This window comes from Paraglaciecola sp., from assembly GCF_039942875.1.
Taxonomy (GTDB): domain Bacteria; phylum Pseudomonadota; class Gammaproteobacteria; order Enterobacterales; family Alteromonadaceae; genus Paraglaciecola.
Genome location: NZ_JBDVBQ010000044.1, coordinates 62,947 through 78,619, shown reverse-complemented (window position 1 = coordinate 78,619; position 15,673 = coordinate 62,947). Strand labels below are relative to the sequence as shown.

The following is a 15,673-nucleotide window of genomic DNA, read 5'->3' as shown; positions in this document are numbered from 1 at the left end:
GCCTTACCTATAAAAAATATGATTTAATTTGATTCGAAATTAGCTAAAGCAGCCAGTAGTTCAGCCAATGTGAGTGTCTTGTTTACACCCGGATTTTTAAGCTTCTTTAATGCCGTTGTACAAAGCATGTTAATTCTCCAAAAACCTTCTTTTTGGGTGCTGAGATAAGATTGTTTCAGCCAAGCTTGTAACCACTTTATTACTTTATCTGTATGACTTTGCCAATCCGTAGCGAGTTGTATTGCATTAAGGTTACCCGTCATTACACCCTGTATTCCAGTAATGAAATCTTGATAGCTAAAGTTTTGCTCTTGTTGTAACTCATCTAATAGTGTTAGTGGCCTTCCTACAAATAACCTAGCAAAGTTTGTATCTATGTCACCTTGGTGATGTTGTTTAACCCAAGCCATAGTGTTGTCTAGATTTGGTGATGGCAATATCTGTTTTTCACAGCGACTTAGAATAGTTGCTAATATACTTTCTGGCTTTTCGGTAATAAGTAACAGAAAGGTATTGTCAGTTGGCTCTTCTAAAGTTTTCAATAAAGCATTAGCACTGGACTCAGTCATACTGTCAGCGCGGTAGATTATTAGTACTTTGGCACCAGACATTTGGGCAGTACCAGTTAAGTTTTTAATTGCTTCTCTAACTAAGTCAACACCAATTTGTTTTTCTGATTCTATTTTGTATAAATCTGGATGAGTTTCTGAAGCATTAAGCTTACAGGACTGACACCGACCACAGGTTTGCTCACCTTGTCTATCTTGGCATAAAAGCAGTTTGGCTAATGTTAATGCAAAAACATCCTTTCCAATGCCATCTGCACCTTGCAGTAACAAAGCATGATGCAGTTTATTAGCAGAAATTCTTGCGCTCAACTTTGAAAATGTAGGCTGCAACCAAGGATACATCTAATTCTCCAAAAACCGAGATACAGCTTGTTTTATGTCTTGATGTACACCTTCAATACTTTGCATAGTATTAATTACTACACAATTTTTATCTTGTTGGGCTATGACTAAATAACGGTCTCTGGTTCTTTCAAAAAAACTAAGGTCCTCTTGCTCTATTCGATCTAACTCACCGCGCCCTCTCGCTCTATTCAGTCCTTCTTGAGGCTCTACGTCTAAATACAAGGTAAAATCAGGCTTAAAGTCTTTCAAGGTTATATTACGAAGCGACTCAATCATATCTAGATCTATTTGACGGCCTCCCCCTTGATAAGCTTGAGAAGACATATCGTGCCTATCTCCTAGAACCCAATTTCCCAGTTCTAAGTTAGGTAAAATTACATTTTGGACTAATTGAGCCCTTGCGGCATACATTAATAAAAGCTCAGCTTCTATTGTAACCTTTTCAGTAGGCCAATCACCTTTAACACATTCTCTTATGGCTTCAGCCATAGGGGTTCCACCAGGCTCTCGTGTATTAACCAGTGTGAGACCCGCTAACTTGATTTGCTCTGAGACTATTTCAACGGCAGTGCTTTTACCGGCACCTTCCAAGCCCTCAATAACTATAAACTTACCCGATTTTTGCAATTCTAACTCAACCTTATTTTTTTAATTGATAGGTGCGTACAGCAGCATTATGTTGTTCTAATGTTTCTGAAAACTGATGACTACCGTCACCTTTGGAAACAAAATACAACTCTTGTGTGGTAATAGGGTGAAATGCGGCATCGATCGCTAATTTACTAGGCATGGCAATTGGAGTTGGCGGCAAGCCTTTAATTACATAAGTATTGTAAGGTGTTGGGGTTCTTAAGTCTTTACGTCTGATATTGCCATCAAATTCATCGCCCATTCCATATATAACCGTTGGGTCTGTTTGCAAGCGCATATTCAAGTTCAAACGATTGACAAATACTCCAGCTATTCTAGGTCGCTCTTCCGCCACCCCTGTCTCTTTTTCAATAATAGATGCCATGATTAAGCCTTCATAGGCTGACTCATAAGGCAAATCAAAGGCTCTGTTGTCCCAAGCGTCACTCAAGTAGTTTTGCATACTATTTTTAGCTCTTAATACTAGATCATATGCATTGGTTTGATCTACAAAGTGATAAGTATCTGGCAATAACCATCCTTGCAAAGAACCACCGGACATATCTTTAGCAAGCATATTAACTTTTTCGTGGAAATCACTGTCGACTTTCAAGTTTGGATGACTTTTTAAAGTGGCTAGCCAATCTCTTAATCGCAGGCCTTCAACTAAACTCACAGAAAATTGCACTTCTTTGCCACTTACTAATAAATCTAGTAAATCTAACCCAGTCATTGTAGGTGTCAGTAAATAGGTACCTACCTTAATATTACCTAACTCAGGATTAATTTTAATATTGATTTTTAACCCTAGATTTTCATCAAGAATACCGACACTCTTAAGTCTATTTAAAATACCTTTAGCGGATTGACCTGAATCAACGCGGAAAAACGTATCAGAATCTAAATTTAGTGGCTGCTTTACTTGCCCATTAAAATAATAAAATAGCGCCCCAAGGGTAGCTATCAATAAAAACAACAAAGTAAGCAAAATCTTGAATAATTTAGCCATCTAATTCTCCAACTTATTTTTAAGCATGGACTGCACTTTATATACAGGTTCAATTAGAAATTTGGTGACTTTAAAAGTTTCTGGGTCAATCAAACTTTTAACAGGAACTACGCCCATTAGAGAATTGCATACAAATAAGGCTTGAGCCTCGAATAATGCCTCTAAAGGTTCACGAGTGACTATAACTTTATGGCCTGCCTTTTCCATCATATTGATTATCTGGTTACGCATAACCCCTACAACCCCTGACTCACTTAGGTTTGCAGTAAACCACTTTTCATCACCCCACCAAAACACATTACCGACTGACGACTCAATAATTTCATTTTCTGTGTCGCAAACAATCACATCGTCATATTCAGTAGTAGCCAAAGCTTGCTTAATAAGCACTTGTTCTAGTCGATTTAAATGTTTAATTCCTGCTAGTAAAGGCTGACGAGCCAACTTTACAGGACTAACGCTGACACTGATGCCATCCGTTTGCCAAGTTTTATAATGTTGTGGAATGGAGTGATGGGTAATAATAAAGTTAGGGTGTTTTGCCCCAACTGGACTGTAGCCTCTACCACCACTACCTCGCGTTATCATAATTTTAACGACACATGATTCATTATTTGGCAGAGAATCAAAAACACTTTTACTGAGCTGTTCCCAGTTAGAGAAAGGGATAGATAAACGCTCACAGGCGTCTTTCAATCGTTGGATATGCGAATCAAATAACTCAAGAGAAGCATTTTGATAAGCAATAGTTGTAAAGCAGCCATCACCATATTGAATACTGCGATCAGTTAAAGGAATTTGTGATTGTTGCTGCCCATTAACTATCATCAAATTGAAGTAACCCTAGAAGCTTTAGAACTATAATAATACGCTAATATAAAAATGTATGTTTGATAGAAGTGAAAGTTTAATGCCACTTCTATCAAGTTTACGGATGGCTAGTTTGAAAACTTTTTAAACAGTAAAGAGCCGTTGGTTCCACCAAAACCAAATGAGTTACATAAGGCATAATCCATTTCTTTTGGTTTGGCTTTATTTGCAACAAAATCTAAATCACACCCTTCACCTGCGCTGTCTAAATTAGTCGTTGGCGGTGCTATTTGGTCTCGTAAGGCTAATATTGTAAATATTGCTTCAACAGCTCCAGCTGCACCTAATAGGTGACCCGTCATAGATTTGGTTGAACTCACCATTAAATTTTTTGCATCTTCAGCAAATACTGATTTAATTGCAGCCACTTCTGCTACATCACCAGCAGGCGTAGAAGTACCGTGAGCATTGATATATCCAACTTCAGATGTATCAATCTTCGCATCATTAATGGCACTTACCATAGCGGCGGCTGCACCTTCACCGTCAGCAGGTGGAGAGGTCATATGATAAGCATCACCACTCATACCAAAACCTACTAGCTCAGCATAAATAGTTGCTCCGCGAGCAATGGCCATATCATAATCTTCAAGAACAATGACACCTGCCCCTTCCCCCATAACAAAACCGTCTCGGTCTTTATCCCAAGGACGGCTAGCTTTATCTGGTTCATCATTACGTGTTGATAATGCTCGAGCTGCTGCAAAGCCACCAATACCAAGAGAGCAAATAGTAGATTCTGCGCCGCCAGCTATCATGACGTCAGCATCTCCATATGCAATGGTTCGCGCTGCTATTCCGATATTGTGTACGCCCGTAGTACAAGCAGTGACAACATTCAGATTAGGCCCTTTCAGCCCCTCAAATATTGAGAAAAATCCTGAAATCATATTGGTAATAGTTGAAGGTACAAAGAATGGTGATATCTTTCTTGGCCCAGACTCAAGCATGCGACTGTGGTTATCTTCAATCAAGCCTAAACCACCTATGCCAGAGCCAATTGCGACCCCAATTCGAGAGGCATTCTCTGGCGTAACTTTAAGTCCCGAACTTTTTAATGCTTGCTGGCCTGCGGCAATACCAAATTGGATAAACTTATCCATCTTCTTACATTCCTTTTTGGGAATATATTGCTCAACATCAAAACCTTTTACTTCACCAGCAAATTGAGTGGTGAAAGCTGAACTATCAAAAGAGGTAATTGGAGCAATGCCGCTTTTTCCTGCTAGGATATTTTTCCAAGAAGAATCAACATCATTACCAACAGGGGAAAGCATGCCAAGTCCAGTCACTACAACGCGACGTTTAGACACTATGGCCTCCGACTATAAACATGAAATAAAAATTTGAAAAAAGAAACGGCCCAGAAAGGGCCGTTTTAAATAACTATAACTTACGCGTCTTTATTTGCGTTAACGTAATCAATAGCAGATTGAACAGTTGTGATCTTTTCAGCTTCTTCGTCAGGAATTTCAGTGTCAAATTCTTCTTCAAGAGCCATTACCAATTCAACTGTGTCTAGTGAATCCGCACCTAAATCATCAACGAAAGAAGCTTCAGATTTAACTTCTTCTTCTTTTACACCTAATTGTTCAATGATGATTTTTTTTACGCGTTCTTCGATGTTACTCATAATTCTAGTTATCCTTTAAAGTACCTAGATATAAATTTGCGAGTAGTGTATTCAGCAAATCGAGGCCTTGCAAGTAAGTCACTCAACTTTTTACCTGGTCCAACCACTCACGGTTAAATAAATATTCGTTATTACAGTAGGCATACAATACCATATGCCTCGTAACCTTTAACCCATGTACATGCCACCATTTACATGAATTGTTTCTCCAGTTATGTAAGCTGCTTCCTCACTAACTAAAAATCCTACTACTGCCGCTATTTCTTTAGGGTCTCCTAAACGATTAGCAGGAATATCCTTAAAGATATTCTCTTTTTGCTCATCTGTTAATGCTTTTGTCATATCAGTATCGATAAAACCCGGAGCAACTACATTGACTGTAATCCCTCTTGATGCAACTTCTCGAGCCATAGATTTACTGAAACCAATGACGCCAGCTTTAGCTGCTGCGTAATTTGCTTGGCCTGCATTGCCTGTGGTTCCGACTACAGAACCGATATTAACAATTCTTCCTTTGCGCTTTTTCATCATGCCACGTAATACAGCTTTAGACATTTTGAAAATAGAGGTTAAATTAGTATCCATTATCCCCTGCCACTCATCGTCTTTCATTCGCATAAGTAAGTTATCACGGGTGATACCAGCATTATTCACTAATATATCTACAGGACCGTGCTGTTCAGTAATTTCTTTTAGCAAATTTTGCATTGAATCCGCATCAGCTACGTTCAACACTTTACCTTCACCATTTGACTGTAGATACTCACCAATGGCTTTTGCTCCATTTTCTGATGTAGCGGTACCTATCACAATAGCGCCATCTGCAACTAAACGTTCGGCTATTGCTCTTCCTATACCGCGGCTTGCACCTGTTACTAAGGCAATGCTGCCATTTAATTTTGACATGTACTCTCTCTATAAAACTTATGTAATTGAACTATTTTAATTCTGAAACAGATTCGGATGTACCAATGGCTTTACAAGACACAGCCTTATTTATACGTTTGGTTAAGCCGGTAAGCACTTTACCAGGACCTACCTCATATAAATTACTGACACCCAAATCGTGTAATTGGTTCACAGTTTCTGTCCATCTTACTGGACTATATAATTGTGCCTTCAATGCTTTTTTAATTGCCTCTGGTTCTGACTCCATAGCAACATCAACATTATTGATCACAGCAATGTTTGGCGCAGAAAAATCTATGTCATTTAATAGATCTGATAACTGCTCTGCAGCAGGTTTCATTAATTCGCAATGAGATGGAACACTAACAGGTAAAGGCAAAGCTCTTTTGGCACCTTGCTCTTTACATAGTGCCGCCGCTCTCTCGGCTGCTTCTTTATTTCCAGCGATAACAACTTGACCAGGGGAATTAAAATTAACCGCTGCGACAACCATATTAGTATCGTTTTGGGCCAGTTGACAACTTTCTATAACCTTTTCGTCGGCCAAACCAATTATGGCGTACATAGCACCAACACCTTGAGGTACAGCTTGTTGCATAAACTTACCGCGGGCTTCCACTAACTTTATGGCATCTTTAAAGTCAATTACACCTGCACATACCAAAGCAGAGTATTCACCTAAACTATGCCCTGCCATATATTCAGGTAAAGGAACGTCTAGTTCTTGTAATACCTTATAAATAGCATAACTGGCAGTCAATAATGCAGGCTGTGTAACCTGCGTTTGAGCAAGTTTATCTTCGTTATTATTTACAACATCCCATAAGTCGTACTGTAATACTTCACTGGCAATGGCGAATGTACTTTCTATGGTTGAATATTCTGCAGCTAAATCACTTAACATACCTAAAAACTGGGATCCTTGTCCTGGAAAAACCCATGCTTGTTTACTCATAAAACACTTCTCTAAATAAATTAATAACGAACTAAGGCTGATGCCCAAGCAAACCCGCCACCAAAGGCTTCTAACAATAAATTTTGACCTCGTTTAATTCTGCCATCCCTGATTGCAGCATCTAAGGCTGTAGGTACAGTAGCAGCTGAGGTATTACCATATTTTTCAAGGGTCAATACAACTTGGTCGAGCGACATATCGAGTTTTTTAGCCGTGGCTTTAATAATACGGAAATTAGCTTGGTGAGGCACTAACCAGTCCAAATCTGATTTTTGCATATTATTAGCAGATAACGTTTGCTCCACTACTTCACTTAACTTAGTTACAGCCACTTTAAAGACTTCATTGCCTTTCATAGAACCCCAGTTTTCGTGAATTGATTGCTCGTCACCACGCTGTGGGTTGCCAACAGTAAGTAAGTCACCATATGAACCTGCTGCATTTATATGAGTAGACAATATACCTGGCTCTTCACTTGCTTCAATGATAGTGGCACCAGCAGCATCACCAAACAAGATCACCATAGTTCGATCTTCTGGATTAATTAAACGACTCAAACAATCGGTACCGACAACAAGAATACGTTTAGCCATACCAGATTTTATGTACTGGTCGGCAACACTTAAGGCATAACAATAACCTGCACATGCTGCTGCAACATCAAAAGCTGGAATACCATCAACATCTAAAGCTTTTTGGATTTCACAAGCCGTACTGGGTAAGGCATATCTACCTGACGTGGTCGCGCAAACAATCATGTCCAACGATTTAGCGTCGATACCTGCAGCTTCTAAAGCCTTCTTGCTTGCTTCAGTCCCCATAGTTGCGGCAGTTTCATGTTTGCCAATAATTCTTCTTTCTTTAATACCGGTACGATCTGTAATCCATTCGTCAGACGTGTCAACCATAGTTGATAAGTCGGCATTTGTTCTTATTTCGCTTGGATAATAACTACCCGTGCCTATTATTCTGGAATTCATTTATTCGTGACGCTCCATTAAAGCCGCTTCTATTTTATCTTTTATTTTCTTAGGAACCTGCATCTCAACTTCTTGTATGGACTTACGAATTGCATACAAAAAAGCCTCTGACGAGGCATTACCATGGCTCTTCACCACAATTCCGCGCAATCCTACCAGACTAGCACCATTATACTGGTCGGGTTTCATGCGCAAATATAATCTATGGAAAATCGGCAGAGCTACCTTAGCTAAAATAGAGAAGTACCAATTTTGTTGGGATACTCTTTTTATTTCTTCGAAAATGAACTTAAATAAGCCTTCCCATGACTTTAATGCAATGTTACCCACAAAACCGTCTGTCACTATTACGTCAGCTTTTTCTGAAAAAATATCGTGACCTTCTATATACCCAATGTAATTGATACTTTTAGAATCCGTTAACAATCTTGCTGTTTGCTTAACTTGATCATTTCCTTTTATTTCTTCAACGCCCACATTAAGTAATGCAACTTTTGGTTGATTAATACTTCCAATCTGTTCAGCTAACACTGAACCCATAACAGCATATTGAAACAATACTTCTGAATCGCAGTTGATATTTGCCCCTAAATCCAACAAATTGACTTTGCCATTATTTTTGGTTGGAATTTGCGTAACTAATGCTGGCCGGTCGATACCTGGCAGTGTTTTCAATACATAAAAGGCCATGGTTAATAACGCACCAGTGTTACCTGCGCTAACACAAGCATCTGCCTTGCCATCTTGCACAAGGTTTAGAATTCTGCGCATCGATGAATCTTTTTTATGCCTTAAGGCATGTGAAGGAGCATCATCCATTAATACCTCTTGAGAACAGTCAGACAACTCAAGACGGTTTTGGATTTCAATAGATTGTTTGTTGAACCATTCAAGCATGATTGCTTGTGGGCCACACAGTATTATATTTAAGGTAGGGGTTTCTTGCAGTGCTTTTAATACTGCTGGAAAAATAATATGGGGGCCGTGATCGCCCCCCATGATATCTAACGCTATGGTTAGATGGCTCAATGTTCTATTACTTTAATAAATTAAAGAGATAAAACTTTCTTGCCTTTGTAGTAACCATCAGCGGTCACGTGATGACGAACATGCGTCTCACCCGACGTTGAATCTACAGACAAAGCAACAGTACCAAGCGCATCGTGTGAACGACGCATACCACGCTTTGAACGAGCTTTTTTACTCTTCTGTACAGCCATTATTTTACTCCTAGTCTCGCTTAAGTTCTTTCAAAACCGCGAACGGGTTTGGACGTTCATCGGCCGGTTCAATTTTTCCGAAACTCATTTTGTCTCGCTTTTGTTTGCAATCCTCCTCTGCATGAAGGGCTACAATAGGCAAAGATAAAATCAGTTCGTCTTCAAGACACTGAAATAAATTGATTTCTCCGTGGTCATCGACCTCTACCGGTTCGTAAACATCCGGTAATTCATCTTCGTCTTCTTCTTCAGAACCCTGCACAGGACTGAAACAAAAAGATACATCCATAGGATGTTCAAAGACTTCATTACATCTCTCACAGCGTAGTGATGTTAAGCATGCCATTTGACCTTGAAAATAAGTAAGACCCTGCTCGTCTTTTGCAAACTTAATTTCAACATCAATTTCACTGGCAACATCAGCAACCATCCCAAGCAATCTTGGCATATCAGATGCTAAAATAACTCCCCTATAATCGGAACGTTTATTAGCACTTTTTACTGGGTCCAATCGCTTGGGTAATTTCACTTTCTGCATAGCGCGCGCATATTATAGTTTCAGCGTTTATTAGTCAAAGAAAATATCAGAGAAATTATCACGAGCTTACTAGGTGGATCCTAGGTTATTATGGCAACTACCCTAATGATTAACGGTAACCTTGTTCAACCAATGAAAATAGTACTTGCTTCCAGCTCTCTTTACAGACAATCAATTTTGCAAAAATTAAACATTCCATTTTGTTCATTAGCACCGGATATCGATGAATCAGCCCATCTGAATGAGACAATAGAACAACAGGTTAAGAGGCTTGCAGAGCAAAAAGCTCAATCAGTTTCAATTAAACTTAAAAATAAACAAGCCTATGTAATTGGCTCTGACCAACTAGCTAGCCTTAATGGCGTCGTTCTCGGAAAGCCGGGAGATTATATTCGTGCAAAACAACAATTAATGAGCGCAAGTGGCCAAACTGTAAAGTTTTACACTGGGTTATGTTTATATTGTGCAAATAAAAACTTAATAGAAACTATTGTTGATGTTTATGAAGTCACATTTAAACGGTTAACGGAAAGCCAAATAGACACTTACTTAACAATTGAGAAACCTTTTGACTGCGCTGGCAGTTTTAAAAGTGAGGGCCTAGGTATTGCTTTATTCTCATCACTTAAGGGCACAGATCCCAACAGCTTAGTTGGACTACCATTAATACGTCTAATTGAGTTATTTGATAAAATGTCTGTTGATATCTTTGACCTTATGAAAAAGCCTAATTAAACAATCCCTGTTAATTCACCCAAAGAATCAATGATGGCTATCGGGTTGTGTCGCATTAAGGTTTCACTTTCGTGAACGCCGAAACTCACTGCAACCCTATCCATGCCGATAGATTCCGCCATTTCCATGTCATACGTAGTATCACCTACCATTAAAACTTCACTAGCTTGTAAATTTAGTTCCGCTAATATTTGCTTCAACATATCGGGAGATGGCTTACTGTTTGCGTCATCTGCCGTCCTTGAAGTGGTGAACAAATGGCCGGTATTAGAATGTAACAAATTATGCTCTAACCCTATTCTCGCTTTCCCCGTAGCAACCGCTAAGACATGTCCTCTAGACTTTAACTCTTCGAGCATATCTAAAGCCCCTTCAAACATTGGGCTACTAATTTGAGCATGGTTTTTAAAATGTTCTTTATAGGTGACCATTAGCTTTGTTGCTTCTTCATGGTCATCAATTGAGAAGAGTTTTTTCAGAGCAGGCAATAAACTGATTCCGATAACATTTTTTGCTTCATTATAACTTGGTACAGGTAATCCAAAATGTTTAGCACTGGTTTGCATGCTTTCTACAATTTTTGTTACAGAATCCATTAAGGTTCCGTCCCAATCAAAAATTACTGCTTTATATTTCACTTCTCAACCTTTTTAAAACATTTATTAACTGTAATTCTAATGGAGCTTTAAAGCTGACCCTTTCCTCAGTGTTAGGATGTATAAACGCCAAAGAATGAGCATGTAGAAATAAGCGATTCAATCCAAGATTTTTTGTTCTTGTTTCAAATTCAGCATCACCATATCGATCATCACATGCTATTGGATGCCCTGCGTGTAAACAATGCACCCTAATTTGGTGAGTACGACCTGTAATGGGAGAGGCTTCGACTAAGGTAGCTTGATTAAAAAGCTCTAAAATTCGGTACCGAGTTTCCGAAGGCTTACCTTCATCATTCACTAACACCATACGCTCACCAGATTTTAAAGTATTTTTGAGTAACGGAGCTTTAACTTTAAATCGATTCGCTGGCCATTCACCTGCTACTAATGCTTGATAACGCTTATCTACTTTCCTATCTCTTAATTGTTCGTGTAAGTTTTTTAACGCCGAACGACGTTTAGCAATCAATAAACAACCGGATGTATCTCTATCAAGCCTATGTACTAATTCTAAAAATTTCTGCTGTGGTCTTAATGCTCTAAGCCCCTCAATTACACCAAAACTTAAACCACTACCACCATGGACAGCGGTACCTGAAGGTTTATTAAGTACAATTATCCAATCATCTTCATATAGAATACTCGCTTCTAAACTAGACACTTTATCTAACTTTGTTGAAGGCAACGCTGTGGGTTCTGATACTCTAATGGGAGGAATACGTAATTCATCATGAGCACATAACTTGTACTCTGGCTTGACTCTTTTCTTGTTAACACGCACCTCACCCTTTCGTAAAATACGATAAATGAGACTTTTAGGTACTCCTTTTAATAAAGTACGTAAATAGTTATCTATCCTTTGACCTTCAAGGTCGGGATCGACGGTTATAAATTGAACTTTTTCAAATATTAGGTCTGCCATATCCGGCGTATTCTAACTGAATTTTAATAATAGTTGTCTAGTATTTTAATTTCTTGCCAGTATTACCGATTTAATGTGATAATACGCGAGTTTTCATACATGAAGTAAATGTATAAAACAAAATAATGAATTAAATGTTCTGTATGCATAAACGACCAAAAGTCGTAAACATAGATTGCTCACCAGTTTCGGTGAACCAACAGTGAAGTGTGTAACTTTTCACTGATTATGGTTAAACAGAACGCTTACATCAGCGATATAAATATCTTACTGAACGCATACGATGTAAAGAAGACGAATTGAATTGACAATATATTTGAACATATATAAAGCCAAATAATAGAGCTAAGTATTTCGAATATAATAAGTTTTAAAGTATATATTTTTATCTAAACTGCAGCCGTGTTTAGAGCCTATCAACATGTAGGTAAAGTGTTTGAAACTAATGCATTAAATAATTAATGGCAATAACACGTACAAAAAAACTTAACTAAAAGTATACAGTCGTGAGGCTGAATCAAACAGGTGTCTAATCACTTAGTCATTCTTTACTTAGTAGCGGTCGGTACATTACTGAGCTAAATAAGAATGAAAAGAATGTTAATCAATGGTACTCAGCAAGAAGAATTGCGAGTAGCACTTGTAGATGGTCAAAAGTTGTATGACTTGGATATAGAAAGTCCAGGACACGAACAAAAAAAAGCCAATATATATAAAGGTACAATCACCCGAGTAGAACCTAGTTTAGAAGCAGCATTTGTAGATTACGGTGCAGAAAGACATGGTTTTTTACCCCTCAAAGAAATAGGTAGAACCTACTTCCCTAAAGGCTATAAGTTTGAAGGCCGTCCCAATATCAAAGAGGTCATCAAAGAAGGCCAAGAAGTAATAGTTCAAATTGATAAAGAAGAACGTGGCCAAAAAGGCGCAGCGTTAACAACCTTTATTAGCTTAGCTGGTAGTTACCTTGTATTAATGCCAAACAACCCCCGTGCAGGTGGTATTTCTCGTCGTATTGAAGGTGATGAAAGAACTGAATTAAAAGCAGCGTTAAGTGGATTAAACCTCCCCGACGGTATGGGTTTAATCGTAAGAACAGCAGGTGTTGGAAAATCATCTGAAGAACTAGCCTACGACTTAGACTATCTAGTATCTGGTTGGGGACGTATAAAAGAAATGGCAGACTCTCGCCCTGCCCCTTTCTTAATTCATCAAGAAAGTGACGTAGTAGTTCGTGCAATACGTGACTACCTAAGACGCGATATCGGCGAAATATTAATTGATAAAACAGCAGTACACGAACGTGCCTTAAAGCATGTTGAGCAAATGCGTCCAGATTATGCGAATCGTGTAAAACTATACAAAGGTGACGTGCCTTTATTCAGTCACTACCAAATCGAAAGTCAAATAGAATCGGCCTTCCAACGCGAAGTTCGCCTACCTTCAGGTGGCTCTATTGTTATTGACCCAACAGAAGCGTTAATCTCTATTGATATCAACTCCGCCCGTGCAACAAAAGGCAGCGATATCGAAGAAACCGCCTTCAATACTAACTTAGAAGCAGCAGATGAAATCGCTAGGCAATTACGCCTTAGAGATGCAGGCGGTTTGGTTGTAATAGACTTCATTGATATGACGCCAGTGCGTCACCAAAGAGAAGTAGAAAACCGCATGAAAGAAGCGGTGAGAGGAGACCGAGCCAGAGTACAACTTGGGCGTATTTCTCGTTTCGGTTTATTAGAAATGTCTCGCCAGCGTTTACGTCCTTCTTTAGGTGATTCTGCTCACAATGTATGTCCACGTTGTAGTGGTCATGGCACGGTACGTGGTACAGAATCATTAGCCTTATCTGTTTTACGGATAATGGAAGAAGAAAGTATTAAAGATAATACAGGTCAAATAGAGGCACAATTACCTGTTAATGTTGCAACCTACTTACTTAATGAAAAACGTAAGTCAGTAAGAAGCATAGAAAAACGTCACTCCGTTCAGTTGGTTATTATTCCTAATCCGAACATGGAAACACCTCATTATAGTATTTCTCGTCGTAGACCGGATGAAGCTTTACAAGATATGAGTTATAACTTGCCTCTTATTGAGCAAGAAGAAACCATTACAGACAAAACAGTAGCCCCTGCTTTAGCAAAAGAGCAGCCAGCTTTACAAAGCCTTATAGAGCCCAATAAAGCCAGGCCTACTCAAGTAGCAAGTATACCAGCTGCAGAAGAAAGTTTGCTGACTAAGATTGGTAAATGGTTCCAAGGCTTACTAAAAGAAGAGCCTAAGGAAGTACCAAAGAAAAATACTCGTACACGTAATCAAAATGGCAGCCAGCGCAAAGGCAAGAATAGCCGTAATGATCGTAACAAACGAAATGGCAAAAACTACGAACGTAACGAGAAGAATGATCGTGGCGAGCGTAATGACCGTAACGACAAGTCAACAAAACGGAATGAGCGTTCAGACCGTAAGCCTAGAAACGATAATCGTAAGCCTCGTCGTAACGATAAAGCCCACGACACAGAAGCTCAAACCAATCAAAATCAAGAGGTTCATAATAATGTTCCTGCGAAGAAAAAGGAGAAGGTTGCAGAGCGTCGTAAGCGCAGAGACACTAGACGTAGTGTGAGAGTAGAATCAAAAAAGGTTGAAAATACCAAATCTACTACTTTGGCTACTAAAGAAGAAACTGCAAACGCTGAGAACATAGATACTAATTCAGGACCCAGTGTTACCACCGCAGCAACGGATGTAAATACTAGTATTCCTGCAGCAGAGACGAGTCCTGCAAATGTAGAAGCCACCACTGAAAAAGTCGAAACTTCTACTGTATCTAACGACGAAGAGCAAAAACCACGTACACGTAGCCGTCGCTCACCTCGCCATGTTAGAGCTGCCGGTCAAAAGCGCCGTAAAGAAACTGAAGTATCTGATGATACAGCCGGTGAAAACAAAACCACAGATATTACAGAGGCAAACGGTGCTGACACGATTAAGGTTGAAGCCCAAGTAGCAGAAGAAGGTAATAAAGCTCCTGAAGTTAAACTAACTCAAGCCGAGCCAAGTGCTAAGCAAGATGAGTTACAATTTGATGAGCCGGCAAAAGTTGAGGAAACACCTGTTCCCGTAGTTGAACAATCAACCCCAGAACAAGTTTCTTTGGAGTTATCAGATGACGAACCTAAAGCCATCGAGCCTGCGCCTGCTGAAATAGCCCCTGTTGTTGAAGCAAAAGCGGCAGAAGTAGAGGCGCCCAAAGTGAAGGCTTCAGAAGCACCTATTAAAGCTAAGGTCGCTCCAAAAGCCACCTCTTTGAAAGTGTCGAAAAAGGTTAAGTCACAATCTGTTTCAGCACCTATGGCAAGACCTGCAGAAATTACTGAAGACTTTATTGAGATTAATATTGGCTCGTTAGCTGACGAAGCTCGCCCAGAGCTTACACGCTCAACTAAAACAGCAGCAATATTAAGTGCATCTAATAAGGCTACAGCACCAGCGTTTAGACCAGGAACAGATTCTTAGTCTCAGTAAAAACTAGCGCTAGCTAATAACAGTATATGCCGTGGGGTAACTCCCCACGGCACTTTTAATTTATAGCTGTGGTGCTATTGTCGCTTATTTGCTGTATCCTCCCGCGACTTATTTTAGCCGTTCATATTTCAAACAAAGCATGGGCTTAGTTTGACACTATTGCTAATC

16 protein-coding genes are annotated in these 15,673 nt (G+C 39.3%); 2 read left to right on the top strand and 14 right to left on the bottom strand.

Translation table 11 applies throughout. The annotated features are described in order from the left end of the window. Window positions 1-23: 23 nt before the first annotated feature. The 12 genes from holB to yceD form a co-directional block, all read right to left on the bottom strand. The gene (gene holB / locus ABJE44_RS14695) at window positions 24-911 is read right to left on the bottom strand and encodes a DNA polymerase III subunit delta' (RefSeq protein ID WP_348109516.1); all 888 of its coding nucleotides are present in this window, start codon (window positions 909-911) and stop codon (window positions 24-26) included. After that, window positions 912-1,541: a dTMP kinase gene (gene tmk, locus ABJE44_RS14690; RefSeq protein WP_348109519.1), complete on the bottom strand. Its 630-nt coding sequence runs from the start codon at window positions 1,539-1,541 to the stop codon at window positions 912-914. A gap of 13 nt (window positions 1,542-1,554) precedes the next feature. Next, complete coding sequence (gene mltG / locus ABJE44_RS14685; RefSeq protein ID WP_348109521.1) at window positions 1,555-2,553, bottom strand: endolytic transglycosylase MltG; 999 nt, start codon at window positions 2,551-2,553, stop codon at window positions 1,555-1,557. Continuing rightward, the gene (pabC, locus tag ABJE44_RS14680; RefSeq protein WP_348109616.1) at window positions 2,554-3,381 is read right to left on the bottom strand and encodes an aminodeoxychorismate lyase; all 828 of its coding nucleotides are present in this window, start codon (window positions 3,379-3,381) and stop codon (window positions 2,554-2,556) included. A gap of 110 nt (window positions 3,382-3,491) precedes the next feature. Then, window positions 3,492-4,736: a beta-ketoacyl-ACP synthase II gene (fabF, locus tag ABJE44_RS14675; protein WP_348109523.1), complete on the bottom strand. Its 1,245-nt coding sequence runs from the start codon at window positions 4,734-4,736 to the stop codon at window positions 3,492-3,494. Between the two features lie 80 nt (window positions 4,737-4,816). Further along, window positions 4,817-5,056, bottom strand: a complete 240-nt coding sequence (gene acpP, locus ABJE44_RS14670; protein WP_133471608.1) for an acyl carrier protein — start codon at window positions 5,054-5,056, stop codon at window positions 4,817-4,819. A 168-nt stretch (window positions 5,057-5,224) separates the two neighbouring features. Then, on the bottom strand, window positions 5,225-5,962 hold the full coding sequence (gene fabG / locus ABJE44_RS14665) for a 3-oxoacyl-ACP reductase FabG (protein ID WP_348109525.1): 738 nt from the start codon (window positions 5,960-5,962) through the stop codon (window positions 5,225-5,227). Between the two features lie 31 nt (window positions 5,963-5,993). Continuing rightward, the gene (gene fabD, locus ABJE44_RS14660; protein WP_348109527.1) at window positions 5,994-6,920 is read right to left on the bottom strand and encodes an ACP S-malonyltransferase; all 927 of its coding nucleotides are present in this window, start codon (window positions 6,918-6,920) and stop codon (window positions 5,994-5,996) included. A gap of 20 nt (window positions 6,921-6,940) precedes the next feature. Then, the gene (locus ABJE44_RS14655; protein ID WP_348109529.1) at window positions 6,941-7,900 is read right to left on the bottom strand and encodes a beta-ketoacyl-ACP synthase III; all 960 of its coding nucleotides are present in this window, start codon (window positions 7,898-7,900) and stop codon (window positions 6,941-6,943) included. Beyond that, window positions 7,901-8,929, bottom strand: a complete 1,029-nt coding sequence (plsX, locus tag ABJE44_RS14650; protein ID WP_348109531.1) for a phosphate acyltransferase PlsX — start codon at window positions 8,927-8,929, stop codon at window positions 7,901-7,903. 20 nt (window positions 8,930-8,949) lie between these two features. Further along, window positions 8,950-9,120: a 50S ribosomal protein L32 gene (gene rpmF / locus ABJE44_RS14645; protein ID WP_133471611.1), complete on the bottom strand. Its 171-nt coding sequence runs from the start codon at window positions 9,118-9,120 to the stop codon at window positions 8,950-8,952. A 10-nt stretch (window positions 9,121-9,130) separates the two neighbouring features. Beyond that, entirely contained in the window at window positions 9,131-9,658 is a 528-nt protein-coding gene (gene yceD, locus ABJE44_RS14640) for a 23S rRNA accumulation protein YceD (protein ID WP_133471612.1), read from the bottom strand. A gap of 132 nt (window positions 9,659-9,790) precedes the next feature. Here yceD and ABJE44_RS14635 point away from each other — a divergent pair, with 132 nt between their 5' ends. Next, complete coding sequence (locus ABJE44_RS14635; RefSeq protein ID WP_348109618.1) at window positions 9,791-10,393, top strand: Maf family protein; 603 nt, start codon at window positions 9,791-9,793, stop codon at window positions 10,391-10,393. On the opposite strand, the gene ABJE44_RS14630 is transcribed toward ABJE44_RS14635, so the two are convergent. Together ABJE44_RS14630 and rluC are read right to left on the bottom strand one after the other, a co-directional pair. Further along, complete coding sequence (locus ABJE44_RS14630) at window positions 10,390-11,031, bottom strand: HAD-IA family hydrolase (RefSeq protein WP_348109534.1); 642 nt, start codon at window positions 11,029-11,031, stop codon at window positions 10,390-10,392. The genes ABJE44_RS14635 and ABJE44_RS14630 overlap by 4 nt on opposite strands. Further along, entirely contained in the window at window positions 11,021-11,974 is a 954-nt protein-coding gene (gene rluC / locus ABJE44_RS14625; protein WP_348109536.1) for a 23S rRNA pseudouridine(955/2504/2580) synthase RluC, read from the bottom strand. Before rluC ends, ABJE44_RS14630 begins: the two co-directional genes overlap by 11 nt. A gap of 597 nt (window positions 11,975-12,571) precedes the next feature. On the opposite strand from rluC, the gene rne reads away from it, so the two are divergent. Beyond that, window positions 12,572-15,496, top strand: coding sequence for a ribonuclease E (gene rne, locus ABJE44_RS14620; RefSeq protein ID WP_348109620.1), 2,925 nt, complete (start codon window positions 12,572-12,574; stop codon window positions 15,494-15,496). The last annotated feature ends 177 nt before the right edge of the window (window positions 15,497-15,673 follow it).

Coding starts and splice junctions, on each gene's coding strand:
- rne (WP_348109620.1), top strand. CDS start 12,572: ATGTTAATCAATGGTACTCAGCAAGAAGAATTGCGAGTAGCACTTGTA.
- mltG (WP_348109521.1), bottom strand. CDS start 2,553: ATGGCTAAATTATTCAAGATTTTGCTTACTTTGTTGTTTTTATTGATA.
- fabD (WP_348109527.1), bottom strand. CDS start 6,920: ATGAGTAAACAAGCATGGGTTTTTCCAGGACAAGGATCCCAGTTTTTA.
- fabG (WP_348109525.1), bottom strand. CDS start 5,962: ATGTCAAAATTAAATGGCAGCATTGCCTTAGTAACAGGTGCAAGCCGC.
- rluC (WP_348109536.1), bottom strand. CDS start 11,974: ATGGCAGACCTAATATTTGAAAAAGTTCAATTTATAACCGTCGATCCC.
- ABJE44_RS14635 (WP_348109618.1), top strand. CDS start 9,791: ATGAAAATAGTACTTGCTTCCAGCTCTCTTTACAGACAATCAATTTTG.
- holB (WP_348109516.1), bottom strand. CDS start 911: ATGTATCCTTGGTTGCAGCCTACATTTTCAAAGTTGAGCGCAAGAATT.
- ABJE44_RS14655 (WP_348109529.1), bottom strand. CDS start 7,900: ATGAATTCCAGAATAATAGGCACGGGTAGTTATTATCCAAGCGAAATA.
- yceD (WP_133471612.1), bottom strand. CDS start 9,658: ATGCAGAAAGTGAAATTACCCAAGCGATTGGACCCAGTAAAAAGTGCT.
- acpP (WP_133471608.1), bottom strand. CDS start 5,056: ATGAGTAACATCGAAGAACGCGTAAAAAAAATCATCATTGAACAATTA.
- rpmF (WP_133471611.1), bottom strand. CDS start 9,120: ATGGCTGTACAGAAGAGTAAAAAAGCTCGTTCAAAGCGTGGTATGCGT.
- pabC (WP_348109616.1), bottom strand. CDS start 3,381: ATGATAGTTAATGGGCAGCAACAATCACAAATTCCTTTAACTGATCGC.